At 48.8% G+C, this 25,144-nt stretch carries 23 protein-coding genes and 2 other annotated features (1 of these 25 running past the window's edge); all 23 genes read right to left on the minus strand.

Features of this window, described 5'->3' with window-relative positions; translation table 11 throughout:
* Positions 1 to 266 precede the first annotated feature (266 nt).
* On the minus strand, positions 267 to 3,866 hold the full coding sequence (gene rpoC, locus GVY43_RS10795; RefSeq protein ID WP_159563153.1) for a DNA-directed RNA polymerase subunit beta': 3,600 nt from the start codon (positions 3,864 to 3,866) through the stop codon (positions 267 to 269).
* A gap of 22 nt (positions 3,867 to 3,888) precedes the next feature.
* Positions 3,889 to 7,437: a DNA-directed RNA polymerase subunit beta gene (gene rpoB / locus GVY43_RS10800; protein WP_159563666.1), complete on the minus strand. Its 3,549-nt coding sequence runs from the start codon at positions 7,435 to 7,437 to the stop codon at positions 3,889 to 3,891.
* A 193-nt stretch (positions 7,438 to 7,630) separates the two neighbouring features.
* Positions 7,631 to 8,227, minus strand: coding sequence for a class I SAM-dependent methyltransferase (locus GVY43_RS10805; RefSeq protein ID WP_012727686.1), 597 nt, complete (start codon positions 8,225 to 8,227; stop codon positions 7,631 to 7,633).
* Between the two features lie 79 nt (positions 8,228 to 8,306).
* Positions 8,307 to 8,675 carry a 50S ribosomal protein L7/L12 gene (gene rplL, locus GVY43_RS10810; RefSeq protein ID WP_012727687.1) on the minus strand — a complete coding sequence of 123 codons (369 nt, stop codon included), beginning with the start codon at positions 8,673 to 8,675 and terminating at the stop codon, positions 8,307 to 8,309.
* Positions 8,676 to 8,735: 60 nt separating this feature from the next.
* The gene (gene rplJ, locus GVY43_RS10815) at positions 8,736 to 9,242 is read right to left on the minus strand and encodes a 50S ribosomal protein L10 (protein WP_012727688.1); all 507 of its coding nucleotides are present in this window, start codon (positions 9,240 to 9,242) and stop codon (positions 8,736 to 8,738) included.
* A gap of 44 nt (positions 9,243 to 9,286) precedes the next feature.
* Positions 9,287 to 9,440 (minus strand) — a sequence feature (ribosomal protein L10 leader region).
* A 59-nt stretch (positions 9,441 to 9,499) separates the two neighbouring features.
* Positions 9,500 to 10,186 (minus strand): 50S ribosomal protein L1, encoded by a 687-nt coding sequence (rplA, locus tag GVY43_RS10820; RefSeq protein WP_012727689.1) that lies wholly within the window; start codon positions 10,184 to 10,186, stop codon positions 9,500 to 9,502.
* A gap of 94 nt (positions 10,187 to 10,280) precedes the next feature.
* A complete protein-coding gene (rplK, locus tag GVY43_RS10825; RefSeq protein WP_012727690.1) occupies positions 10,281 to 10,706 on the minus strand; it encodes a 50S ribosomal protein L11 in 426 nt (141 codons plus the stop codon).
* 147 nt (positions 10,707 to 10,853) lie between these two features.
* Positions 10,854 to 11,405, minus strand: a complete 552-nt coding sequence (gene nusG / locus GVY43_RS10830) for a transcription termination/antitermination protein NusG (RefSeq protein WP_012727691.1) — start codon at positions 11,403 to 11,405, stop codon at positions 10,854 to 10,856.
* 16 nt (positions 11,406 to 11,421) lie between these two features.
* A complete protein-coding gene (gene secE, locus GVY43_RS10835) occupies positions 11,422 to 11,592 on the minus strand; it encodes a preprotein translocase subunit SecE (RefSeq protein ID WP_012727692.1) in 171 nt (56 codons plus the stop codon).
* Between the two features lie 34 nt (positions 11,593 to 11,626).
* Positions 11,627 to 11,773, minus strand: a complete 147-nt coding sequence (gene rpmG / locus GVY43_RS10840) for a 50S ribosomal protein L33 (RefSeq protein ID WP_012727693.1) — start codon at positions 11,771 to 11,773, stop codon at positions 11,627 to 11,629.
* 128 nt (positions 11,774 to 11,901) lie between these two features.
* A complete protein-coding gene (sigH, locus tag GVY43_RS10845; RefSeq protein ID WP_159563154.1) occupies positions 11,902 to 12,543 on the minus strand; it encodes an RNA polymerase sporulation sigma factor SigH in 642 nt (213 codons plus the stop codon).
* 209 nt (positions 12,544 to 12,752) lie between these two features.
* Entirely contained in the window at positions 12,753 to 13,292 is a 540-nt protein-coding gene (locus GVY43_RS10850; RefSeq protein WP_159563155.1) for an NYN domain-containing protein, read from the minus strand.
* Complete coding sequence (gene rlmB, locus GVY43_RS10855) at positions 13,289 to 14,038, minus strand: 23S rRNA (guanosine(2251)-2'-O)-methyltransferase RlmB (RefSeq protein WP_031421850.1); 750 nt, start codon at positions 14,036 to 14,038, stop codon at positions 13,289 to 13,291. Before rlmB ends, GVY43_RS10850 begins: the two co-directional genes overlap by 4 nt.
* Before the next feature lie 109 nt (positions 14,039 to 14,147).
* A complete protein-coding gene (locus tag GVY43_RS10860) occupies positions 14,148 to 14,552 on the minus strand; it encodes a Mini-ribonuclease 3 (protein WP_074035355.1) in 405 nt (134 codons plus the stop codon).
* Entirely contained in the window at positions 14,549 to 15,946 is a 1,398-nt protein-coding gene (gene cysS, locus GVY43_RS10865) for a cysteine--tRNA ligase (protein WP_159563156.1), read from the minus strand. The genes GVY43_RS10860 and cysS overlap by 4 nt, the downstream gene beginning before the upstream one ends.
* Positions 15,915 to 16,604 carry a serine O-acetyltransferase gene (gene cysE / locus GVY43_RS10870; RefSeq protein ID WP_159563157.1) on the minus strand — a complete coding sequence of 230 codons (690 nt, stop codon included), beginning with the start codon at positions 16,602 to 16,604 and terminating at the stop codon, positions 15,915 to 15,917. Before cysE ends, cysS begins: the two co-directional genes overlap by 32 nt.
* Positions 16,605 to 16,655: 51 nt before the next feature.
* Positions 16,656 to 16,863 (minus strand) — a binding site (T-box leader).
* Positions 16,863 to 18,320: a glutamate--tRNA ligase gene (gene gltX / locus GVY43_RS10875; RefSeq protein ID WP_201302271.1), complete on the minus strand. Its 1,458-nt coding sequence runs from the start codon at positions 18,318 to 18,320 to the stop codon at positions 16,863 to 16,865. Its footprint overlaps the feature before it by 1 nt.
* 45 nt (positions 18,321 to 18,365) lie before the next feature.
* On the minus strand, positions 18,366 to 18,839 hold the full coding sequence (gene ispF, locus GVY43_RS10880; RefSeq protein ID WP_012727701.1) for a 2-C-methyl-D-erythritol 2,4-cyclodiphosphate synthase: 474 nt from the start codon (positions 18,837 to 18,839) through the stop codon (positions 18,366 to 18,368).
* A complete protein-coding gene (gene ispD / locus GVY43_RS10885) occupies positions 18,836 to 19,516 on the minus strand; it encodes a 2-C-methyl-D-erythritol 4-phosphate cytidylyltransferase (RefSeq protein WP_012727702.1) in 681 nt (226 codons plus the stop codon). The genes ispF and ispD overlap by 4 nt, the downstream gene beginning before the upstream one ends.
* 55 nt (positions 19,517 to 19,571) lie before the next feature.
* Positions 19,572 to 20,636 carry a PIN/TRAM domain-containing protein gene (locus GVY43_RS10890; protein ID WP_012727703.1) on the minus strand — a complete coding sequence of 355 codons (1,065 nt, stop codon included), beginning with the start codon at positions 20,634 to 20,636 and terminating at the stop codon, positions 19,572 to 19,574.
* Positions 20,637 to 20,750: 114 nt separating this feature from the next.
* Positions 20,751 to 22,127, minus strand: a complete 1,377-nt coding sequence (gene radA, locus GVY43_RS10895) for a DNA repair protein RadA (protein ID WP_012727704.1) — start codon at positions 22,125 to 22,127, stop codon at positions 20,751 to 20,753.
* Between the two features lie 56 nt (positions 22,128 to 22,183).
* Positions 22,184 to 24,619 (minus strand): ATP-dependent Clp protease ATP-binding subunit, encoded by a 2,436-nt coding sequence (locus GVY43_RS10900; RefSeq protein WP_012727705.1) that lies wholly within the window; start codon positions 24,617 to 24,619, stop codon positions 22,184 to 22,186.
* Positions 24,620 to 24,643: 24 nt separating this feature from the next.
* Positions 24,644 to 25,144, minus strand: the 3' portion of a protein-coding gene (locus GVY43_RS10905; RefSeq protein WP_159563159.1) for a protein arginine kinase. Its footprint extends 543 nt past the window's final position; the window shows 501 of its 1,044 coding nt (coding positions 544-1,044); its start codon lies beyond the right edge, outside the window; its stop codon occupies positions 24,644 to 24,646.

Here is a 25,144-nt window from a genome sequence, read left to right on the forward strand (position 1 = left end):
TGTTGCTATTTTCTAGTCCCACCGACCCGGGTGGTTCATTTAAGGTCATAACGAAACGTTTTTACGAGGCGTAGGCATTCCATGACCTCGCAAAAACGTGAGTTATACCTTGAAAGTGGCAATTGTAGCAGCCAAACCTTCCCGTAGAAAGTTCGGATGGACGTCCAAGTAGCTTGCCGACTGCTGGACATCGTTGTCATCGACAACAACCGATTGGCGGCACTAAATCATAGTAGCACCGCCAACCTGCGCTGTCAAGACGTATTTTACTCGACAGTTGTATCTTCGAGCGCAACCGGCGCCTCATCTTCTTTGAGTTCCACATCACGGTAGACAGCCATTCCAGTACCAGCTGGAACGAGTTTACCGATGATGACGTTCTCTTTAAGTCCGAGGAGATAGTCACGTTTCCCTTTGATTGCTGCATCTGTCAAGACGCGAGTCGTTTCTTGGAACGAAGCCGCTGAGAGGAACGAATCTGTCTCAAGTGAGGCTTTTGTGATCCCGAGAAGGACTGGTTTCGCAGTCGCTGGGTGTTTTCCATCACGAATCGCATCTTTACACGCTTCTTTGAAGACGCTGATGTCGACGAGTGATCCAGGGAGAAGCGGTGTGTCACCTGATTCGATAACTTTGACACGACGAAGCATTTGGCGAACCATGACCTCAACGTGCTTATCACCGATTTCTACCCCTTGCATCCGGTAAACTTTTTGAACTTCTTGAAGAAGATAGTTCTGAACACCAGATACACCACGGACGGCGAGCAATTCTTTCGGATCGATCGAACCTTCCGTGAAGACTTCACCGGCTTCTACTGTGTCGCCGATTTGAACGCGGAGACGCGCTCCGAAAGGAATCGTGTATGAACGAGTCTCACTGAATCCTTCGACCGTGAGTTCACGCTTGTCACGCGATTCTGTGAAGTCGATGACCGTACCAGAGATTTCCGAGATGACCGCTTGACCTTTCGGGTTACGGGCTTCGAATACCTCTTGGATACGCGGAAGACCTTGTGTGATATCGTCCCCGGCAACCCCACCTGTGTGGAAGGTACGCATTGTAAGCTGCGTTCCTGGCTCACCGATTGATTGTGCGGCAATGATACCGACGGCTTCCCCGACTTCAACGTTTGATCCAGTCGCCAAGTTGCGTCCGTAACACTTCTTACATACGCCGTGTGACGTGTTACATGTGAAGGCTGTACGGATTTCAACGTTTTCAACACCCGCATCTACGATGATGCGCGCGATGTCTTCTGTGATCAATTCGTTCTTATCGATCAACACTTCGCCCGTTTCAGGGTGTGTGACCGTTTCAAACGATGTACGTCCGACGAGACGGTCGTACAAGCTTTCGATTTCTTCCGTACCTTCGCGGAGTGCAGAAACACGGATCCCGCGATCTGTTCCACAATCCTCTTCACGGATGATGACATCTTGCGCTACGTCAACGAGACGACGCGTCAAGTAACCTGAATCGGCTGTCTTCAAGGCTGTATCGGCAAGACCTTTACGAGCCCCGTGAGTCGAGATGAAGTACTCTTGAACCGTCAGACCTTCACGGAATGACGATTTGATTGGAAGTTCGATGATGCGACCAGATGGAGCGGCCATCAAACCACGCATACCCGCAAGCTGCGTAAAGTTCGATGCGTTACCACGGGCACCTGAATCAGACATCATGAAGATTGGGTTCAGGCGGTTGAGGGATTTCATCAATCGAGATTGAATTTCATCCTTCGCTTCGTTCCAAGCACGGACAACGCGCTCGTAACGCTCATCTTCAGTGATGAGACCACGACGGAACGACTTCATGATTTGGTCGACTTGTTTTTGTGCTTCATCAAGGATTTCCTGTTTATCCGGAAGTACGATGATATCGGCAATCCCAACCGTCACACCCGCTTTTGTCGAGTGCTTGAAGCCAAGATCTTTCATCCGGTCAAGCATGCGGCTTGTTTCCGTCGTTTCAAACTTCTGGAACACTTCCGCGATGACTTTTCCAAGGAAACCTTTTTTGAACGGGTCGATGATTGGACGTGATGCGATTTCTTCCGCAACGTTCGCCCCTTTGTCGATGAAGTACTTGTCAGGCGTTGCTTCCTGTAAGTTTTCCATCGTCGGCTCGTTCAAGTATGGGAACGTATTTGGCAAGATTTCGTTGAAGATCATCTTACCAACTGTCGTAATGAGCAATTTCTCGTTCTGTTCGTCTGTGAACGTTGGGTTGTTGAGCGTACGCGCCGGAAGTGCCACACGCGAGTGCAAGTGGACATAACCGTTTTGGTAAGCAATCAACGCTTCGTTGACGTTCGAGAACACTTTCCCTTGACCGACGGCATCTTCACGTTCGAGTGAGATGTAGTAGTTACCGAGGACCATATCCTGCGATGGTGTAACAACTGGTTTTCCGTCTTTCGGGTTCAAGATGTTCTGCGCAGCGAGCATGAGAAGACGTGCTTCCGCTTGTGCTTCTGCAGAGAGCGGAACGTGGACGGCCATTTGGTCACCATCGAAGTCGGCGTTGTATGCCGTACATACGAGTGGGTGAAGGCGAATCGCACGACCTTCAACAAGAATCGGTTCGAATGCTTGAATACCAAGGCGGTGAAGTGTCGGGGCACGGTTCAAGAGGACCGGATGCTCACGAATGACTTCTTCAAGGACGCCCCAGATTTCAGGTTGCATCTTCTCGATTTTGCGTTTGGCGTTCTTGATGTTTGAAGCGATGCCGCGACCGACAAGCTCTTTCATCACGAACGGTTTGAAGAGTTCAAGCGCCATCTCTTTTGGAAGACCACACTGATACATCTTCAAGTTCGGACCTACGACGATAACCGAACGTCCTGAATAGTCGACCCGTTTACCGAGAAGGTTTTGACGGAAACGACCTTGTTTCCCTTTCAACATGTGTGAAAGTGATTTAAGCGGACGGTTACCAGGACCTGTTACCGGACGACCACGACGACCGTTGTCGATGAGGGCGTCAACCGCTTCTTGAAGCATACGCTTCTCGTTTTGCACGATGATGTTCGGCGCGCCGAGGTCGAGCAAACGTTTGAGACGGTTGTTCCGGTTGATGACTCGACGATACAAATCGTTCAAGTCAGATGTCGCAAAGCGTCCACCATCAAGCTGTACCATCGGGCGAAGCTCTGGTGGGATGACAGGAAGTACTTCAAGGATCATCCAGTCTGGATTGTTTCCTGAAGTGAAGAATGCATCGAGAACTTCCAAGCGCTTAATCGCACGTGTACGACGTTGACCTTGGACTGTTTTCAACTCTTCACGAAGCTCGCCTACTTCTTTTTCAAGATTAACGTCTTGAAGAAGTGTACGGATGGCTTCAGCACCCATGTCTGCTTTGAAGTCGCTACCGTATTTTTCACGATAGAGACGGAATTCTTTTTCCGAGAGAAGTTGTTTCTTCTCAAGCGGAGTATCACCTGGCTCTGTGACCACGTAAGATGCGAAGTAAATGACTTCTTCAAGCGCACGTGGTGACATGTCGAGAACAAGCCCCATGCGGCTTGGAATCCCTTTGAAGTACCAGATGTGCGAAACTGGTGCCGCGAGCTCGATATGGCCCATTCGCTCGCGACGCACTTTCGCTTTCGTCACTTCAACGCCACAGCGGTCACAAATGACTCCTTTATAACGGATACGTTTGTATTTCCCACAGTAACATTCCCAGTCTTTCGTAGGACCGAAGATTCGTTCACAGAATAATCCGTCCTTCTCTGGTTTAAGTGTACGATAGTTGATCGTTTCCGGCTTTTTGACTTCACCGTAAGACCACGAACGGATCTTCTCTGATGAAGCCAAGCCGATTTTCATATATTCAAATCGATTAACATCTACCAAGGGGCCGACCTCCCTTTTCGCCTTATTCCTCTTCCGTAACAGTCGGTTGAACGACTTGTTCTAACGCCGATGTTGCGTTCGGGATGTTGTCGTCATCTTCATCTTTCATTTCGACTTCTTCATCATCCGCTGACATCATCTTGACTTCCATACCGAGCGCTTGAAGCTCTTTGATCAAGACGCGGAATGATTCAGGAACGCCCGCTTTCGGAACGCTCTCACCTTTCACGATGGCCTCATATGCTTTCACACGACCGACCGTGTCATCCGACTTGATTGTCAAGATTTCTTGGAGCGTGTAGGCTGCACCGTACGCTTCAAGAGCCCAAACTTCCATCTCCCCGAAGCGCTGACCACCGAACTGTGCTTTACCACCGAGCGGTTGTTGCGTAACGAGTGAGTATGGTCCTGTCGAACGAGCGTGAAGTTTGTCATCAACCATGTGCGCGAGTTTGATCATGTACATGACACCGACCGAGACGCGGTTATCGAACGGTTCACCCGTACGACCGTCATAGAGACGCGTTTTCGCATCTTTATCCATACCAGCCTCTTCAATCGTTGCCCATACGTCTTCCTCACGCGCTCCATCGAATACAGGTGTTGCCACTTTGATACCGAGCTTCTTCGCTGCCATACCAAGGTGGAGTTCAAGTACCTGACCGATGTTCATACGAGATGGTACCCCAAGCGGGTTGAGCATGATGTCAACCGGTGTACCGTCTGGCATGTATGGCATATCTTCTTCAGGGAGGATTCGCGAGATAACACCTTTGTTACCGTGATGTCCCGCCATCTTATCCCCTTCGTGAATCTTACGTTTTTGAACGATATAGACACGTACCATTTGGTTGACGCCTGGAGACAACTCGTCACCGTTTTCACGGTCGAACACTTTGACATCCAAGATGATTCCGTCTCCACCGTTTGGTACACGAAGTGACGTATCACGTACTTCACGTGCCTTCTCACCGAAGATTGCGTGCAAGAGACGCTCTTCCGCCGTCAATTCTGTAACGCCCTTAGGTGTTACTTTACCGACGAGGATATCGCCATCCTTGACTTCAGCTCCGATGCGGATAATTCCACGATCGTCCAAGTTACGAAGTGCGTCATCTCCGACGTTTGGAATATCACGTGTGATTTCCTCTGGTCCGAGTTTCGTGTCGCGTGACTCTGACTCGTACTCTTCGATATGAATCGACGTGTACACGTCATCTTTCACGAGACGCTCACTCATGATGATCGCATCCTCATAGTTGTAACCATCCCATGTCATGAAGGCAACGACGACGTTACGGCCGAGCGCGAGCTCACCCATATCCATCGATGGACCGTCTGCAAGGATTTCTCCTTTTTCGACACGGTCACCAGCTGCGATGATTGGTTTTTGGTTATAGCATGTCCCTTGGTTCGAACGGACATATTTTTGAAGTTTGTAACGGTCAAGGTCACCTGAAACCTCAGAACCGTTCACGTCAGACGTGCGACGAATCAAGATTTCACGCGCTGTGACGCGTTCGACGACACCTGGGTATTTCGCAACAATAGCTGCCCCAGAGTCTTTCGCAGATACGTACTCCATGCCGGTACCGACAATCGGTGAATCCGGTTGAAGGAGTGGTACTGCTTGACGTTGCATGTTCGCTCCCATGAGGGCACGGTTCGAGTCATCGTTCTCAAGGAACGGGATACATGCCGTTGCGGCAGAAACAACCTGTTTCGGCGAAACGTCCATGTAGTCCACTCGGCTTGGCTCGACTGACAAGTTTTGTCCGCGGAAACGGCAAAGAACTTGTTCGTCTGCAAAGTGGCCATCTTCTGTGAGCGGCATGTTTGCCTGTGCGACGACATAGAGGTCTTCCTCATCAGCCGTCATATATTGAATGTCGCCAGTGACAAGACCTGTTTCCGGGTCAACACGACGGTATGGTGCTTCGATGAAACCGTACTCGTTCACTTTCGCATAAGACGAGAGTGAGTTGATGAGTCCGATGTTCGGTCCCTCTGGTGTTTCGATTGGACACATCCGACCGTAGTGCGAATAGTGAACGTCTCGAACTTCGAAACCAGCACGCTCACGTGTCAAACCACCCGGTCCAAGTGCAGAGAGACGACGCTTGTGCGTGAGCTCTGCGAGTGGGTTCGTTTGGTCCATGAACTGTGACAATTGCGAGCTACCGAAGAACTCTTTAAGTGATGCGATAACCGGGCGGATGTTGATGAGCGCCTGTGGTGTAATCGCATTTTGATCTTGAATCGACATACGTTCTTTTACGACACGTTCCATACGGGAAAGCCCGATCCGGAATTGGTTTTGGAGAAGTTCTCCGACTGAACGAAGACGACGGTTTCCTAAGTGGTCGATGTCATCTGTTGTTCCGACTTCGTGAAGTAAGTTGAAGAAGTAGTTGATTGAAGCGATAATATCGGCTGGCGTAATATGTTTTACGCTGCGATCGATATTGCCATTTCCGATGATGTTCAAGATACGCTCTCCATCTGGGTCATCCGGTGAGATGACTTTGATTGACTGAAGACCGAATGGCTCACCTTCAGCGACACCACCAGTTGGTTCCGCATCGATATAGCCAAGGCCGTTCTCCAAGTGCGGGAGGATACGATCTAAGTTGCGGCGGTCGAGGATCGTTCCAGCTTCGGCGAGTACTTCGCCTGTTTCCGGGTCCACGAGCGTTTCCGCTAATTTTTGACCGAACAAACGGTTCTTAAGATGAAGTTTTTTGTTCATCTTATAGCGACCGACGTTCGCTAAGTCATAACGTTTCGGGTCGAAGAAACGTGATACGAGAAGAGATTTCGCATTTTCTACCGTTGGTGGTTCACCAGGGCGGAGACGCTCATAAATCTCGATCAACGCTTTCTCTGTAGACTCCGTATTATCTTTTTCAAGGGTGTTACGAAGGTATTCGTCATCCCCGAGAAGGTCGATAATTTCTTGGTCCGTACCGAATCCGAGGGCACGCAACAACACCGTTACCGGAATTTTACGGGTACGGTCGATACGAACATAAACGATATCTTTGGCATCTGTCTCGAGTTCGAGCCAAGCACCACGGTTCGGGATGACAGTTGCGCCAAATCCACGTTTACCGTTTTTATCGAGTTTAGCGTTATAGTACACGCTCGGTGAACGGACAAGCTGGGAAACGATGACGCGTTCTGCACCATTGATGATAAACGTTCCCGATTCTGTCATGAGCGGGAAATCCCCCATGAACACTTCTTGTTCTTTGAGCTCACCTGTCTCTTTGTTTTGGAGACGCACTTTTACGCGAAGTGGCGCAGAATAAGTAACGTCGCGCTCCTTCGATTCATCGATAGAATACTTCGGCTCACTGAGCGAGTAATCGATGAACTCCAATACGAGGTTTCCTGTGAAGTCGGAAATCGGTGAAATGTCTGTGAACATTTCCTTCAATCCTTCACGCAAGAACCACTCATAAGAAGCAGTTTGAATTTCAATCAAATTCGGAAGCTCTAATACCTCACTGATACGGGCAAAGCTTCTTCTCTGACGGTGACGACCGTACTGAACAAGTTGACCAGTCAACTGATTCACCTCTCAGACCCCCAATTCTTTAGCGAATTTTTCGGGCGTAATAATCGAACATTGTCATTGAATGTCGCTCGTTTTCCGTCTCTAAAAAGCGGCAGACACGGCAGTTTCAAGCGAATTCCATTCCAATGGCATTTTATAATGTTAGCATATACGTTATAGCGAGTCAACAAGACTTCACCGTTTGTCAAGACCGAATTGCTCGGAAAATAAAGTAACCTTTTTCTTTCGCGATCGTTTCAACTTGACCAAACACCTCTTCTAATAACTTTTTAGCAGAAGGTGCTCCTTGTTTCTTTTGAATGACGACATAGATTGCTCCTCCATCGACGAGGTGCGTATGTGCTTCACGCAAGATCGTATGGACGACTTGTTTCCCCGCACGAATCGGCGGATTGGTGACAATGGCGGCAAACCGTTCTCCCCCCACCGCGTCATACGCGTGAGAAAGCCGTGTTTCGACCGTCACTCCATTACGGGCGGCGTTTTGCTCAGAGAGCGCCAGCGCACGCTCATTCACATCAATGAGCAAGGCCTCACGCCCAGAGGCATCGGCAAGCGAGATCCCCATCGGACCATAGCCGCAGCCTACATCTAAAATACGTCCCGACACATCAGGCATCTCAAACGTTTCAATTAAAAGACGTGACCCAAAATCGACCGACCCTTTCGAGAACACACCGCGGTCCGAAGTGAAATGATACTGTTTCCCTCGCAACTCGTACGTCCATGTCTCCGGGGCACTTTCCGAACGTGGATCGTTCGTATAGTAATGATCTCCCATGCGTTGAACCTCCTAACCCATTCTTCAAGGAAATAAAAGAAGCTCGCCATGGCGAGCTTCTATAGGTTGTGAAGTAGAATTACTTAACTTCAACAGATGCGCCAGCTTCTTCAAGCTTAGCTTTGATTGCGTCAGCGTCTTCTTTAGAAACGCCTTCTTTGACTGGAGCTGGAGTTCCGTCAACGAGTGCTTTTGCTTCTTTAAGACCGAGACCTGTGATTTCACGAACAGCTTTGATGACGTTGATTTTACCAGCGCCAGCGTTTGTGAGGATTACGTCGAATTCAGTTTTCTCTTCAGCTGCTGCGCCTGCGCCAGCACCTGCAACTGCTACTGGAGCTGCTGCTGATACGCCGAATTCTTCTTCGATTGTTTTTACGAGTTCGTTAAGTTCGAGAACCGTCATTGATTTGAGGTCTTCGATGAATTGCTCTTTGTTGAAAGCCATTATGGTTTTCCTCCTTTGATGTTGTGAAAAAGTTTTTTGAGTTACGCTACGCGACAAAAATTAAGCTGATTGCTCTTCTTTTTGTTCTGCGATTGCATTTGTTGCGACTGCGAGCCCACGGATTGGAGCTTGAAGTACGCTGAGAAGCATCGAGAGAAGACCATCGCGTGATGGAAGTTCTGCAAGGGCTTTGATTTCTTCGAGTGAAGAAACTTTACCTTCGATGATTCCGCCTTTAAGTTCGAGCGCTTTGTGCTCTTTCGAGAAGTCGTTCAAGATCTTCGCTGGAGCAATAACGTCTTCTTTAGAGAAGGCGATTGCTGTAGGACCAGTGAAGACTTCGTCAAGACCTTCGAAGTTCGACTGAGTAGCTGCGCGGCGAAGAAGACCGTTCTTGTAAACTTTGAACTCAATTCCAGCGTCACGGAGTGATTTACGGAGTGTAGTCACTTCTTCAACTGTAAGTCCACGGTAGTCAACAACAACTGTTCCAACGCTCGCTTGCATTTTCTCAGCGATTTCATCGACGAGTGCCGATTTCTGAGCTACGATTTTTTCGTTTGCCATGTGTTTGCACCTCCTAGTCAATTCTTATACCGGACGAGAGGCTGCTCTCCAAAAGAAATCCCTCGTATGAAGACATACGAGGGCGTAATTGTTTGAAAGTAAACCTGTGACAACAGGCTCAAGTTCGAGCAAAGACACCTCGGAAGGGTTTACGGACCGATGTCCACCTTCTGTCTACGGTAATCCAACATATTCGGTTGAACGTGTATTACTTTATCAGCGGTGTCACACGTTGTCAACAATTTATTTCAACAAGATTACTTAAGGAAATCTGCAGTCGCTACACGGATCCCAGGACCCATTGTAGATGAAAGCGAGATGTTTTTAAGGTAAGTTCCTTTTGCAGTAGCAGGCTTCACTTTCATGAGTGTTTCGAGAATTGTCTCGATGTTCTCAGAGAGTTTAGATGCTTCAAATGATTTCTTACCAACTGGAACGTGGATGTTACCAGCTTTATCAACACGGTATTCAACTTTACCAGCTTTGATATCCGCGATTGCTTTTTCTACGTCGAAAGTAACTGTTCCTGTTTTCGGGTTAGGCATGAGGCCTTTAGGTCCGAGAACACGACCAAGTTTACCAACTTCACCCATCATGTCAGGTGTCGCAACGATTACATCGAAGTCGAACCATCCTTGTTGGATTTTGTTGATGTACTCAGCGTCGCCAACGTAGTCTGCTCCAGCAGCTTCCGCTTCTTTCACTTTCTCACCTTTTGCGAAGACGAGAACTTTTTGTGTTTTACCAGTACCGTGTGGAAGTACAACGGCACCACGGATTTGTTGGTCTGCTTTCTTCGGATCTACGCCGAGACGGACAGCAACTTCGATTGTTTCATCGAATTTAGCAGTAGCTGTTTTTTGAACGAGCTCGACAGCTTCAGCGAGGTCGTATGACTTCGTGCGGTCAACAAGCTTAGCTGCTTCTTGGTGTTTTTTACCCATGTTCTTTTCCTCCTTGTGGTTAGCGGAATTTCCTCCCACATAATGAAGGGATTGAAGGTGAGCAGTATTCACCGACAACCCCAGAGACTAGCAATTAGTCTTCGATTACAATACCCATACTACGTGCAGTACCTTCAACCATAAGCATCGCTGTTTCTACAGATGATGCGTTAAGGTCAGGCATTTTAAGTTCAGCGATTTCGCGAACTTTGTCACGCTTAACCGTTGCTACTTTCTTACGGTTTGGTTCACCAGAACCACTCTCGATACCAGCAGCTTTCTTCAAGAGAACTGCAGCTGGTGGAGTTTTCGTAATGAATGTAAACGAACGATCTTCGTATACCGTGATGACTACAGGAATAATCAATCCGGCTTGGTCTTGTGTACGAGCGTTGAACTCTTTACAGAATCCCATGATGTTAACACCTGCTTGACCAAGTGCTGGACCTACTGGTGGAGCTGGGTTTGCTTTACCAGCTGGGATTTGAAGTTTAACGAGTTTAGAAACTTTTTTCGCCACGAGACACACCTCCTTAAGTCTAAAATGTGGTTTCTTGGACGTTGTGCGCCCTCCCACTCAATCTATTAGGTCGAGTTTGTACCGAAATAAAGCACAACATCAAACATTTTCGATTGTACCATCCGTTTTACGGATTAGCAAGTGGGTTTAGTTAATTTTCTGAACTTGTTCGAAATCAAGCTCAATTTTTGTTTCACGACCGAACATGTCGACCACGACTTTGAGCTTCTCTTTGTCGGCTTCAATCTCGTCGATTGTTCCTTCAAAGTTCTCAAATGCGCCTTCTTTCACGCGGACAAGGTCACCGAGTTCATAGTTGTAACGATCTTTCTTCTCGATGAGTCCCATTTGTGACAAGACGTTTGTCACTTCGTCCGGTTGGAGTGGGATTGGTTTTGCCCCACCACCCGTTGAACCGAGGAAGCCGGTGACGTTTGGCGTGTTGCGGACAACATACCATGAATCGTCAGTCATGACCATCTCTACGAACACATAGCCCGGGAAACTTTTGACTTCACGTTCTTTGATTTTCTTCTCGCCACTCTTCAATGTGACTTCTTCTTGCGTCGTTTCAGTCGGGACGAGGACGCGGAAAATTTTATCTTCCATGTTCATCGAACCGATTCGACGTTCTAGGTTTTCTTTGACGTTATTCTCAAAACCTGAGTACGTCTGGACAACAAACCATTGTTTCTCCACGGCTTTCACCTCTTCCTTAGTTAATCAATAAATTGACGAGATAACTGACCCCAGTATCTACGCCGAACACGAACAGGCCAATCACGACAACAGTCGCGATGACAGTAATGGTATATTTCGTGAGTTCTTTACGAGTCGGCCAACTCGTTTTCTTCAACTCTTTCCATACGTCGCGCAAAAAGTTCATGGTAGCTTCCTCCTACATTGAATGCCAATCTACGTTACTTTGATTCCCGATGCAGCGTATGCGCGTTACAGCGCCGACAAAACTTCTTCATTTCAAGCCGTGTCGACACGCCGTCTTTTTTTGTCGTCGAGTACTCTCGAGACCCGCATTCTGAGCAAGCGAGACTTACTTTCTTTGCCATTCATAAGCGCCCCTTTCGACTACTCTCTCTTAAAAAAGAGCGAAAAAAAAACGCCTCCTGTAAATGGCGTCTACGGACAAGGCGCTGCTTTTAAAGTATCACATAGGAGGCACGCGGTCAATAATCGGTTAGCTCGTGAGCATCCGGACGTCGACATGACGCTCGAATTTCTTCTTCACACGCTGCAACGCATTATCGATCGATTTGACATGACGATCGAGGTCGTCTGAAATTTCTTGATAAGAGCGCCCGTCTAAATAAAGACGCAAGACTTTCCGTTCGAGGTCACTCAAGATTTCATCCATCTTCGCTTCCATGAACGACTGTTCTTCCCGTGTCACGATCAATTCTTGTGGGTCAGTCGGATGTGGTGGCAAGATGACATCGAGCAGCGTCCGGTCAGACTCTTCATCAAAAATTGGTTTATCGAGTGACACATATGAGTTGAGCGGAATATGTTTTTGGCGTGTCGCCGTCTTGATTGCCGTGATCATCTGACGGGTGATGCACATCTCGGCAAAGCTTTTGAATGACGCAAGTCGCTCGTCTTTATAATCACGCACACCTTTATAAAGGCCGATCATCCCTTCTTGGACGATGTCCTCGTGATCTGCACCAATCAAAAAGTATGAACGTGCCTTCGCCCGCACAAAATACCGGTATCGTTCAATCAAAAACTCGAGCGCGTCGCTATCCCCTTCGTTGCGCGCCAATAAGACCAACTCTTCGTCTGACATTTTTTCAAACTGTTCGTACGGCCATCCGTTCATGCTCGTTACCCCCCGGCGATTGATCCTGAACTATGTAAGGTTGTGTCCCATTATAGGACTCCCTACTCCTATGCGTCAAACAAATTTCTAAAAATTCCGTCAATTGAATACTGTGTAACTCATATATGTAATAGTATACAACATTCCTTTGCAAAAAAATGTCAAAATCGAAACAAAGACGAGTCCATTTCATGAACTCGTCCGTGATTTCAATCACCTTTTGATTTGCGACGTCGCATTTCTTCAAACTTTGCTTGAATATGCGGTGGAATATCAATCGTCTTCCGATTTGCTTGTTCTTTCTCTAGCGACACGCGCTGTTGCTCAATCAGTGTTTTCGCATGCTTCCAATCTTTCAACAGTTCGGTTGCCGGAACGCGCAATGCGCCTTGACCAAAGATGACCCACTGCTCCGTGAAATCGTTCGTCGCAACGAATAATGTAATGAGCCGGTCATCCACTAATTCATGGGCACGCCGCTCAATCCATTCGTCCGCTGTCTCATTTTCTTTCGTATAGACAACGTCGACCCGACTCCGCTTCTCTTTGGATTCACGACCATAGCGCATGTGGGCGTCAAACACGATGGTGACCTCTTTGCCGGACGCAGCCTGATATTCTGCCATCGCCTCAATCAACAAATTGCGTGCTTGTTCAAAATCTACATCGCGGAGACTTCTCAAGTGAGGCCACGCGCCGATGATATTATATCCGTCGACAAGAAGGAGCTCGCGCTTCAGGATACTCATGCCAATGGATGACGTGAGCGATGCACCTCATACAGGAGGAGCGCCGCTGCAACAGATGCATTGAGTGACGTGACATGACCGACCATCGGTAAATGAACAAGGAAGTCGCACGATTCGCGCACGAGTCGGCTCATCCCCTTGCCCTCACTTCCAATGACCACAACGAGTGGCATATTTCCATCCAATCGACGATAGTCCTGACTTTCTTTCGCATCGGTCCCGACAACCCACAATCCTTTTTCCTTCAACTCTTCAAGTGTCCGTGTCAAGTTCGTCACACGCGCCACCGGAATATGCTCAATGGCCCCGGTCGAGGCTTTGGCAACCGTTTGAGTCAAACCGACCGAGCGACGTTTCGGAATGATGATTCCATGTGCGCCAACGGCATCGGCGGTCCGTAGAATCGAACCGAGATTGTGCGGGTCTTCGAGCTCATCTAGCAAAATGAAGAGCGGTGTCTCCTCTTTCGAAGCTGCGAGAGCGAACATGTCTTCGACTGTTTTGTATTCATAAGCCGCAACCGCCGCAACGACTCCTTGGTGATGTTCACTGCCAGCCATCTTCTCAAGTTTCGTTTTTGGGACGAATGACACTTGGACCGATGCTTCGTTCGCCATCGCGATGATTTGAGCGAGTGGTCCCTTTTGCTGACCTTCCATAATGAATACTTTATTCATATCACGACCACTTCGCAGTGCCTCGAGTACCGGGTTACGACCGTAAAGGAAGTCAATCCCTTCCTCCATCACATCGACTTCCTTATAGTCAGGGCGTTCTGCCTTTTGGCGACGCGCGCGATCTGGTCGTTCCCCACGAGGGCGGTCAAACGTTCGTTTCTCCGCTCCCCGATTTCCGTCATGTCGTTTCGGTCGACTCGGCTTCGAGTCGTTCGAACGCTTGTTTGATGAGTTCTTCAAGACGATCCCTTCTTTCTGTCAAATAGATATACCCAATCAGTGCCTCAAACGCCGTGGAATAACGATACGTGTGCACATCGACCCGTTTCGGAACCGATCCTGATTTCGCATTCTTTCCACGTCTGACGACAGCCTGTTCCTCTTCCGTCAACGCATCCGTCTCTAACCAAAATGTCACGACGCTCGCCTGCGCCCGTGCATTGACGTAGCGGACCGCGCCCCGGTGCAAGTCATTCGGGCGCGTCAATCCTTTCTCGAGCAGGCGTCTCCGTACAGCCATTTCGTATACCACGTCTCCCATGTAGGCGAGCGCAAGGGCATTCATTTGTTTCGGTTGCATCATAACCGCTTCCACCGAACCCCTTGGGCCGTGTCTTCGAGTTGGATGCTTTGTTCTTTTAGTAAATCACGAATCTCGTCAGCTCGGGCAAAATTACGTGCCGCCCGTGCGTCGTTCCGTTCTTGAATCAATTGGTCGATCTCGGCATCCAATAGTTCTTTTTCTTCTGCCAACGTCAAGCCGAGGACACCCGTCAATTCATCAAATAGCGACAGGACCTGTTCTAGCGTCGCTTTTGCCACATGATCGGCCTTCGCATAAATGTTCGCTTCCCGTGCCAAGTCAAAGAGGACGGTCACGGCGTTGGCCGTATTGATATCATCATCCATTGATTCGATGAAAGACGCTTTGATGGATTCAAGCTTCCGTTCCATCGACTCGCTCGCCTCTCCAAGTCCAGCTGTTACCGACAAGCGATATTCAATATTTTGATAAGCTTCCTTGATTCGGCTCCAGCCGTTCGCCGCTTGTTCAATCAATTCTCGGCTATAGTTGATCGGATGACGATAATGCACAGACAACATGAAGAAGCGCAGGACCATCGGGTCGACTTCTTTCAACGCCTCATGGACGAGGAGGAAGTTTCCGAGCGACTTAGACATCTTCTCATTTTCAATGTTAATGAAGCCGTTATGCAACCAATAGTTGGCGAACTTCGCATGGTTGCAAGCTTCTGACTGAGCAATCTCGTTCTCGTGGTGTGGGAATTTCAAATCATGACCGCCCGCGTGAATATCAATTGTTGTCCCGAGATGTTTTTTCGCCATCGCCGAGCATTCGATATGCCAGCCCGGACGTCCTTTGCCCCACGGACTATCCCATGATGGTTCATCCGGTTTAGCCGCTTTCCATAAGACGAAGTCGAGCGGGTCTTCTTTCTTCTCCCCGACATCGACACGTGACCCGGCCCGCAAATCTTCAATCGATTGCTGACTCAATTTTCCGTAAGTCTCAAACTTCTTCGTCCGGAAATACACGTCTCCTTCTGATTCATAAGCGAACCCTTCCGTCTCTAATTGACGAATGAATTCGATGATTTCTACCATCGTATCGGTAACACGCGGATGCACGTCTGCCGGTTGAACGTTAAGTGCCCCTGTATCTGCTAAATATGCCTCGATATAGCGATTCGTCAGCGTCTCCGTGTCTTCTCCTAATTCATTCGCCGTACGAATGATCTTGTCATCCACGTCTGTGAAGTTCAAGACGTATTTGACCTCGTACCCACGATACGTCAAGTAGCGACGAACCGTATCGAAGGCGATCGCCGGACGGGCGTTTCCGACATGAATGTAGTTGTAAACGGTCGGACCGCATACGTACATCGATACTTTACCCGGAACAATCGGGACAAACGGTTCTTTTTTATTCGTGAGACTGTTGTACAGCTGAATCATGTGTCTTCTCCTCCATCCGCTTTTCAAGCGTCGCTAATTTTTGTTGTAGTTCATCCACTGCCGCTTCTAAGCGTTCTTGGCATTCGCGGTCCGGATCTGGGAAACGATGATCTAGATCATGTTGCTTCACACGCTTACCGTTTCGGATGACGACACGACCTGGAATTCCGACCACGGTCGAATCAGACGGCACATCGTTCAATACGACCGAGCTCGCTCCGATTTTGACGCAATCGCCGACCGTGATGTTCCCAAGTACTTTCGCCCCCGCTGAAATAAGCACGTCACTCCCGATTGTCGGGTGACGCTTCCCTTTCTCTTTCCCCGTTCCACCCAGGGTGACGCCTTGATAGATGGTGACGTCATTCCCGATAATCGCCGTCTCACCGATGACGACACCGAAACCGTGATCGATGAACACGCGGTTCCCAAGCACCGCCCCCGGATGAATTTCAATCCCGGTCAACCAACGACTGAATTGGGCTAATAACTTGGCCACCAGTTTCATGTTACGTTTCCATAATCCGTGCGCGATGCGATGTGCCCATATGGCGTGAAGGCCTGGGTAAGTCAGTGCCACTTCTACTTTCGAACGAGCGGCAGGGTCTAGTTCCAGGACAGTCCGCAAGTCTTCGCGTACACTGCTCCAAAATCCCATAATCGATATCTCCTTTTCTTATACAAAAACAAAGACGCCCCTGTGCCAAGGCACAGAGACGCCGTAAGCGCGGTTCCACTCTGTTTGGGAAAATGCGTTCCCCTCTCAAGTCTCGTTAACGCCGAGTCACGGTCTCGACTACATATCGCCGAGACGGCTCAGAGGTGCACTTCTTCGGAGGACACATCTAGAACTCCCAGCCTAGGTTCTAGTCTCTGCAACGTGTCGTACCGCTTACTTTCCTCATCAATGCCTTTATTACGCTAATAGAGTTGTCAGACGCTTCAACACACGCTCTTTTCCGATTAACGAAATGGCGTTCGGGAGTTCTGGTCCATGTGTTTGTCCTGTCGTCGCGACACGGATTGGCATGAACAAGTTTTTCCCTTTTTGACCGGTAGCTTTTTGCGTCGCTTTTGTCGCCGCTTTAATCGCTTCCGGAGTGAAGTCTTCGATTGCTTCGAGCTGCTGTTTGAACTCTGCAAGAACAGCAGGTACCGTTTCACCTGAAAGGACAGCGTTCGCTTCCTCGTCATACTCGATTTCATCTTTGAAGAACAAGTCTGTCAACGCGACGATTTCTGCTCCGTGCGTCATTTGTTCTTTATACAATGCAATCAAGTTTGTCGCCCAATCCGCTTCCTCAATAGATACCGCCTCGGGTAATCGTCCTGCTTCTTGTAAGAATGGTAAACTGAGTGCCACCACTTCGTCAAGCGTGGCCTTCTTCATGTATACACTGTTGATCCAAGAAAGTTTTTGTTGGTCAAAAACTGCCGGACTCTTCGACAAACGTTTCGCATCAAACATTTCAATGAACTCTTCTTTCGAGAAGATTTCTTCTTCCCCGACAGGTGACCAGCCAAGGAGCGAAATGAAGTTGAAGAGCGCTGCTGGCAAGTAGCCGAGATCCGCATATTGTTCGATGAACTGAATGATCGATTCGTCCCGTTTTGATAACTTTTTATGTTGGTCGTTGTAGATGAGCGTCATGTGACCGAATTCAGGATAGTCCCAACCAAGTGCGTCATAGACCATCATCTGTTTTGGTGTGTTCGCGATATGGTCGTCCCCACGCAACACGTGACTGATCTTCATCAAATGGTCGTCCACGACAACTGCGAAGTTGTACGTTGGAATGCCGTCCTGTTTCACGATGACCCAGTCACCGAAATCTTTCGATTCAAACGAGACGTCTCCTTTGACGACATCTGTCCATTTATACGTCACGCCTTCCGGCACACGAATCCGAATAGACGGTTTACGCCCTTCCGCTTCAAACGCTTCACGTTCTTCAACAGTGAGGTTACGGTGCGCACCCGAGTAACGTGGTGCCTCCCCACGTGCGATTTGTGCTTCACGCTCTGCTTCAAGCTCCTCCGAGGTCATGTAGCATTTATAAGCAAGGCCTTTGCTCATCAACTCATTGACGTATTTCTCATAAATCGCAAGACGCTCCATTTGGTAATACGGACCGTAGTCTCCGTCACGCCCTGGACCTTCATCCCAGTCGATGCCGAGCCATTCCAAGTATTTCATCTGACTCTCGACACCGTTCAATACATTCCGTTTCTGGTCAGTGTCTTCAATCCGAAGAATCATTTTTCCGCCAGCATGGCGAGCAAATAAGTAGTTAAACAACGCCGTCCGCGCATTTCCGATATGGAGATGCCCCGTCGGACTAGGCGCATAGCGTACACGCACTTCACTCATAATAGTTCCACCTTTCTTCTCTTCTGCCCAAATAGTATACCATTTCTGTCAAGCCCGGTTGAGTAAGATGACCGCTTGCGCCGCAATCCCTTCTTCGCGTCCCGTGAAGCCCAGTTTCTCCGTCGTCGTCGCTTTCACGTTCACCTGCTCGATGTCCGCCTCAAGAAGTTCGGCAATGACCGCGCGCATCTCATCAATGTAAGGACGAAGTTTCGGACGTTGAGCCATGACCGTCGCATCTACATTTCCGAGAACGTAGCCTTGATCTTTCACGAGCTGCCAGACGTGACGAAGCAATACTTTCGAATCTGCATCTTTAAATTCCGGATCCGTATCCGGGAAGTGTTTCCCGATATCACCTGCCGCAATTGCTCCAAGTGCCGCATCCGCAATGGTATGGAGTAACACGTCCGCATCAGAATGACCGAGAAGTCCACGCTCATGTGGGATTTCGATTCCCCCTAAGATTAACGGACGTCCTTCTGCAAATGCGTGTACATCAAAGCCTTGACCAATTCTCATTGTAATTCCTCCTTCGCTAAAATCGCGTCGCCGAACAATAAATCTTCGGGCGTCGTCATTTTGATGTTGTGATAGTCCCCAAGGACCACTTGTACCGATTCGCCGAGCCACTCAAACAAACTGGCATCATCCGTTCCCATCACCTGTTGTTCGACCGCTCGTTCATGTGCCGCCAAAATCGCTTTCGCCTGAAAGGCTTGCGGCGTTTGTGCCAACCATAAGTTTTCACGGGGAACGGTGCGTTCGATGTGATGACGTTGAACTTGTTTGACCGTATCTTTAACGGGTACCGCCAAGATGGCACCACCTTGCAGTGCCGCTTCAGCCACTTGATGCAACTGTTCACGTTTTACAAACGGACGCGCACCGTCATGAATCATCACAATCGTATCGGGTGCAACAACCTTCAGTCCTGCATGGACACTCTGTTGTCGTTCTTCCCCTCCTGCTACGTATGTAACCGGCGTCTTCATCTGTGACGTCATCGCCTCGAACCAGTCACGTTCTTCTGGTCGGATGGCTAACACCATTCGTTCGCACCACGGATCGGTATCGAACGCCTGTAACGTCCAAGCAATAATCGGTTTGTCACGGAGCGTCAGCATCAACTTATTCGCATCCGCACCCATCCGCTTCCCTCTTCCCGCAGCCGGGATGACAACTGTATAAGCTACCATGTTAATACCTCTCTTCGTGAAAAAAGAGAGCGCTCTCGCGTCTCTTTTTGATCCGTTATTCCGGACGGGCAAAAATCATACGGCCTGCAGACGTTTGTAAGACACTCGTCACAACGACAGGAAGCGTCTTCGAAATCAATTTACGTCCGCCCTCCACGACAACCATTGTCCCATCCTCAAGGTAAGCAACCCCTTGATTCTGCTCTTTTCCTTCTTTAATAACTGTCACGACCATCTCTTCACCAGGAATGACAATCTGTTTGACGGCGTTCGCCAAATCATTGATGTTCAAGACCGGTACATTTCGTACCTCACACACTTTATTTAAGTTGTAGTCATTCGTAACAACAATCCCGTTTTTCAGTTCAGCTAGTTTAATCAATTTGATGTCGACTTCCGGTACGTCTTCGAAGTCTCCATCATAGATTTCAACCTGGATGCGCTTGTTCTCTTGTAGTTCCTTCAAGATGTCCAGTCCACGACGTCCACGATTCCGCTTCAACGTATCCGAGGAGTCGGCGATGTATTGCAGTTCGCCGATGACGAACTGGGGCACAATCAATGTTCCTTCCACGAATCCAGTCGTCGCAATATCCGCGATTCGACCATCGATGATGACGCTCGTGTCTAAAATCTTATCATTAGAGCGTTGGACCGGTTCAGCCGCAGGCTTTTCCCGTTCGCTCTTCACAAATAGTTTGATCCATTCGTTACGCTTCCGATAGCCGACCGCGAAACCAAAGTAACCAAACAGGGCCGTGACAAAAATCGGAACGATTTTACTCAGTAAGAAAATATTCGTGACTTCAAGCGATACACTAATCAAAAAGGCAATCAAGAGCCCGATGATGAGACCGATCGAACCGAATAAGATATCCCCTACCGGTAAACGGACGAGCCGTTCTTCGACAAAACGAATAAATGCAACAACACCATCTGTTAAGAATAAACTAAGAATGAAGAAGATAAGTCCACCAATCAAACTTGCTACGTATGGAATCGTTAACCACTCCGGCACATTCATGCCAAGGTCTGCTAATAAAAGCGTCGCTTCGATGATTCCGAACCAACCCACGACGAGTCCAATCAAAATAAATCCGATTCGTACAGCAATCTTCACTCATTCCACCTCCTTCTATATGAAATAAAATTTCAAAAAATAACACTTTCATTGTAACATGATTTTTTCAATCACGTTCGTTACAAAGCGTTAAAAACTGCCAGTGGCGACCCGTTAGAACGGAATCGCCAACTGGAGTGCTTCATCCACTGTTCCGACCCCGACGACTTCAATCCCTGCCGGAGCGGTCCATCCCCCCATGTTATTTTTCGGGATGATGGCCCGTGTAAAACCTAGTTTTGCCGCCTCGGCGACACGTTGCTCGATTCGGGAAACCCGTCGCACTTCCCCAGTCAATCCGACCTCACCGATGCAGACATCCGTCGGACGAGTCGGACGATCGCGGAAACTCGAGGCAATCGAGATACAAATCGCAAGGTCAATCGCCGGTTCGTCCAGTTTGACGCCACCGGCTGCTTTCAAGTACGCATCCTGCGTCTGAAGCAAGAGACCGGAACGTTTTTCGAGCACGGCCATGAGCAGCGCGACTCGGTTTTGATCAATGCCCGTGGCCATACGTCTCGGGTTCCCGAACGATGTCGGAGAGATGAGTGCTTGGAGTTCCACGAGTACCGTCCGCGTACCTTCCATCGAGGCGACAACGGTCGAACCCGATACGCCCGCCGTGCGTTCCTCCAAGAATATTTCAGATGGATTAAGCACTTCCTCTAGTCCACTCTCTTTCATCTCGAAAATGCCAATCTCGTTCGTCGATCCAAAACGGTTTTTCACCGCCCGTAAAATACGGAACGTATGATGACGCTCCCCTTCAAAATAAAGTACCGCATCGACCATATGTTCAAGTAAGCGCGGGCCGGCAATCGACCCTTGCTTCGTCACGTGACCGACGATGAAGACCGCAATCCCTCGCGTTTTCGCAATTTTCATGAGGGCGGCCGTACATTCTCGAACTTGTGACACGCTCCCTGGCGCCGATTGAATCTCATCCATATATACCGTTTGAATCGAGTCAATGATGACAAATCCAGGTTGCTCCTCATCAATAACCCGTTCGATCATCAACATGTCCGTCTCAGCGAGCACGAACAAGTCATCGGTCGGTAAACCGAGCCGTTCCGCACGAAGTTTTGTCTGTTTGAGAGATTCCTCCCCCGAGATGTATAACACCTTTTTACCACTATGGGCTAAGTGAGCGCTAACCTGTAACAGAATGGTCGACTTCCCGATTCCCGGGTCCCCGCCGACTAAAACGAGTGAACCTGGGACAATCCCACCGCCGAGGACACGGTCAAATTCACGACTATTCGTATGCACGCGCGTCTCTTCTTGTGAGACGACGTTCGCTAAGCGTTCCGGTTTCAATTGTCGCGATGAACTATGCACAAAGGCCGCTCCACGTTTGGCTTTCTTCTCTTCTACAAACTCTTCGACGAGCGTATTCCATTCATTACAACCCGGACAACGCCCCATCCACTTGGCTGATTCATATCCGCACGATTGGCAGACGTATTTCGTTTTAATTTTGGCCATAAGTTCCCTTCCTGTCTAAAAAAAGCTCCCTCTAAACGACGAGGGAGCTGAATGTTTTACTGAACTACACCTTCGTTACGAACGACGAACTCTCCATCTTGTACGTCGAGCGCAACTTTACTGCCTCTAGCGATTGTGCCGCCGAGCATTGCTTCTGAGAGGCGGTCCTCCACTTCCCGTTGAAGGGCACGACGGAGAGGACGAGCCCCGTATTCCGGATCGTAGCCGACATCGGCAATTTTATCGAGTGCCGCATCCGTCAAGCTGAAATCAACACCTTGTTCGGCGAGACGTTTCTTAAGTGTCTCTGCCATAAGTTTGATGATTTCTTGAATGTGCTCTTTTTGAAGTGAATGGAATACCGTGATTTCATCAATCCGGTTCAAGAACTCAGGTCGGAACGCTTTCTTCAATTCCTCGAGTACTTTGTCCTTCATTTCCGTATATTCACGTTTCACATCATCTTCCACTGTGAATCCTACATATTTGTTTCGTTGAAGCGCTGCGGCTCCGACGTTAGACGTCATGATGATGACTGTGTTTCGGAAGTCGACTGTGCGACCTTTCGAATCCGTCAAGCGACCGTCGTCTAACACTTGAAGCAAGATGTTGAATACTTCTGGGTGCGCTTTTTCGATTTCATCGAGTAGGATAACCGAGTAAGGTTTCCGACGCACTTTTTCAGTCAATTGACCGCCTTCTTCGTAACCAACATAACCAGGAGGCGAACCGACGAGACGGCTCGTCGCATGTTTTTCCATGTACTCGGACATGTCGATTCGAATGATGGCATCTTCATCGCCAAACATCGCTTCGGCAACTGCACGGGCGAGCTCTGTTTTCCCGACTCCGGTCGGTCCGAGGAAGATGAATGACCCGATTGGACGTTTCGGATCTTTCAATCCGGCCCGGGCGCGACGGATCGCACGGGAAATTGATTTCACCGCATCGTCTTGACCGATGACACGGTTGTGAAGAATCGATTCGAGTTTGAGGAGACGGTCTGTCTCTTCTTCGGCAATCTTCGTGACCGGTACACCTGTCCAGTTCGCAACAACTTGAGCGATATCTTCTTTCGTCACTTCAAGTTTTTCGTTACCTTGCTTGTTCTGCCATTCTGCTTTCAACTCTTCTAACTCATCGCGTAACTTCTGTTCCGTATCGCGAAGGGAAGCTGCTTTTTCAAACTCTTGGCTTTGTACGGCAGAGTCTTTCTCTTTACGAATCGATTCGAGACGGGATTCCAACTCTTTCAAATTCGGTGGTGCCGTGAATGAGCGAAGTCGTACTTTTGATGCCGCCTCGTCGACGAGGTCGATCGCCTTATCCGGCAAGAAACGATCGGAGATGTAACGGTCAGAAAGGACGACCGCCTCATGAATCGCCGTATCTGTAATTGTCACACGGTGGTGTGCTTCATAGCGATCGCGTAACCCGAGTAGGATTTGTTCAGCTTCTTCTGTTGTCGGTTCGTTCACTTGAATCGGTTGGAAGCGGCGCTCAAGCGCTGCATCTTTTTCGATGTACTTCCGGTATTCATCTAGTGTAGTCGCCCCGATACATTGAAGTTCACCGCGAGCCAATGACGGCTTAAGAATGTTAGAGGCGTCGATTGCACCTTCTGCACCACCCGCACCAATCAATGTGTGTAACTCATCGATGAAGAGAATGACGTTACCGGCTTGACGAATTTCGTCCATCACTTTTTTCAAGCGATCTTCGAATTCACCACGATATTTCGTGCCTGCGACAAGCGTTCCCATATCGAGCACCATGACGCGTTTGTTTCGAAGCGTTTCAGGTACCTCGTTGTTGATGATTTGCTGAGCGAGACCTTCGACGACCGCTGTTTTCCCGACTCCTGGTTCCCCAATTAGAACCGGGTTGTTCTTCGTCCGACGCGACAACACTTCGATGACACGTTGAATTTCGCCTGCGCGTCCGATGACCGGATCCAAACGAGACTCGCGCGCTTGTTGTGTCAAATCGCGTGCCAATCCGTCAAGCGTTGGTGTTGCGGCGCTCGCCCCAGGTTGCGAAGCATTTGAAGATGACTCCGTGTTCCCGAGAAGTTGCAACACTTGTTGGCGTGCTTTCGTCAAACTGATTCCAAGGTTATTGAGGACGCGTGCCGCGACCCCTTCTCCTTCACGAATCAATCCTAGAAGGATGTGTTCCGTTCCGACGTAAGAGTGTCCCAATTTCCGAGCCTCATCCATCGAGAGCTCAATGACCTTTTTCGCACGCGGTGTGTAATGAATTGTCGATCCATTCTCTGAACCACGTCCAATCAATGATTCTACTTCTTGTTGGATTTTTTCAGAGGTCAATCCGAGGGCGAAGAGCGCTTTTGCCGCGATTCCTTCTCCTTCACGAACCAATCCTAATAAAATATGTTCTGTACCAATATTATGATGGCCAAGACGTACGGCTTCCTCTTGTGCTAAAGCTAATACGCGTTGTGCTCGTTCTGTAAATCGTCCAAACATCATTGACATAACCTCCTTATAGTTGGATCAAACTAAGCCTTGATCTAACGTCCGACGAACAAGTGTCGCTCGTTCTCGATCCCGTTCTTGCGTAGATAATGTTTTCCCGAAATGTTTTTGTAGAAAACCTGATTGTAACCGAACGATGAGTTCATGGAACTTCGGCGGACTCCAATCAGACAAAATCCCTAAGTCACTCGCTAAATGTAAATCAGATAGTCGCTCAATGGCTTCCGTAGAAGAAAGAAGTTTGGCATATCGTAAAATACCATATGACCGATAAAACCGATCCTCTAACTCTTCTTGTCGATGTGCGATGAGCTCTTCACGCGCATGACGTTCTGCTTGAATCACTTGTTCTGTCACTTCCATAAAGTCAGCTAACAGTTGTGATTCATGACTGCCTAATGTCCGCTGATTTGACAGCTGGAACAACCGTCCTGCCGCATCGCTACCTTCTCCGTAACGACCTCGAATCGTATAGCCGAGTTTTCGAAGCTCTCGCAAAATGGGGCTGATTCGACCCGT

The organism is Exiguobacterium sp. 8H (assembly GCF_902506255.1).
GTDB lineage: Bacteria > Bacillota > Bacilli > Exiguobacteriales > Exiguobacteriaceae > Exiguobacterium > Exiguobacterium profundum.

Bases quoted from the DNA above. Each gene is read 5' to 3' on its own strand.
- GVY43_RS10805 (WP_012727686.1), bottom strand. From the start codon at position 8,227: ATGGGAGATCATTACTATACGAACGATCCACGTTCGGAAAGTGCCCCG.
- rplL (WP_012727687.1), bottom strand. From the start codon at position 8,675: ATGGCTTTCAACAAAGAGCAATTCATCGAAGACCTCAAATCAATGACG.
- rplJ (WP_012727688.1), bottom strand. From the start codon at position 9,242: ATGGCAAACGAAAAAATCGTAGCTCAGAAATCGGCACTCGTCGATGAA.
- rplA (WP_012727689.1), bottom strand. From the start codon at position 10,186: ATGGGTAAAAAACACCAAGAAGCAGCTAAGCTTGTTGACCGCACGAAG.
- secE (WP_012727692.1), bottom strand. From the start codon at position 11,592: ATGAACTTTTTGCGCGACGTATGGAAAGAGTTGAAGAAAACGAGTTGG.
- rpmG (WP_012727693.1), bottom strand. From the start codon at position 11,773: ATGGCAAAGAAAGTAAGTCTCGCTTGCTCAGAATGCGGGTCTCGAGAG.
- sigH (WP_159563154.1), bottom strand. From the start codon at position 12,543: ATGAACGGATGGCCGTACGAACAGTTTGAAAAAATGTCAGACGAAGAG.
- GVY43_RS10850 (WP_159563155.1), bottom strand. From the start codon at position 13,292: ATGAGTATCCTGAAGCGCGAGCTCCTTCTTGTCGACGGATATAATATC.
- rlmB (WP_031421850.1), bottom strand. From the start codon at position 14,038: ATGGAGGAAGGGATTGACTTCCTTTACGGTCGTAACCCGGTACTCGAG.
- GVY43_RS10860 (WP_074035355.1), bottom strand. From the start codon at position 14,552: ATGATGCAACCGAAACAAATGAATGCCCTTGCGCTCGCCTACATGGGA.
- cysS (WP_159563156.1), bottom strand. From the start codon at position 15,946: ATGATTCAGCTGTACAACAGTCTCACGAATAAAAAAGAACCGTTTGTC.
- cysE (WP_159563157.1), bottom strand. From the start codon at position 16,604: ATGGGATTTTGGAGCAGTGTACGCGAAGACTTGCGGACTGTCCTGGAA.
- ispF (WP_012727701.1), bottom strand. From the start codon at position 18,839: ATGAGAATTGGTCAAGGCTTTGATGTACACGCATTTGCAGAAGGACGT.
- ispD (WP_012727702.1), bottom strand. From the start codon at position 19,516: ATGGTAGCTTATACAGTTGTCATCCCGGCTGCGGGAAGAGGGAAGCGG.
- radA (WP_012727704.1), bottom strand. From the start codon at position 22,127: ATGGCCAAAATTAAAACGAAATACGTCTGCCAATCGTGCGGATATGAA.
- GVY43_RS10900 (WP_012727705.1), bottom strand. From the start codon at position 24,619: ATGATGTTTGGACGATTTACAGAACGAGCACAACGCGTATTAGCTTTA.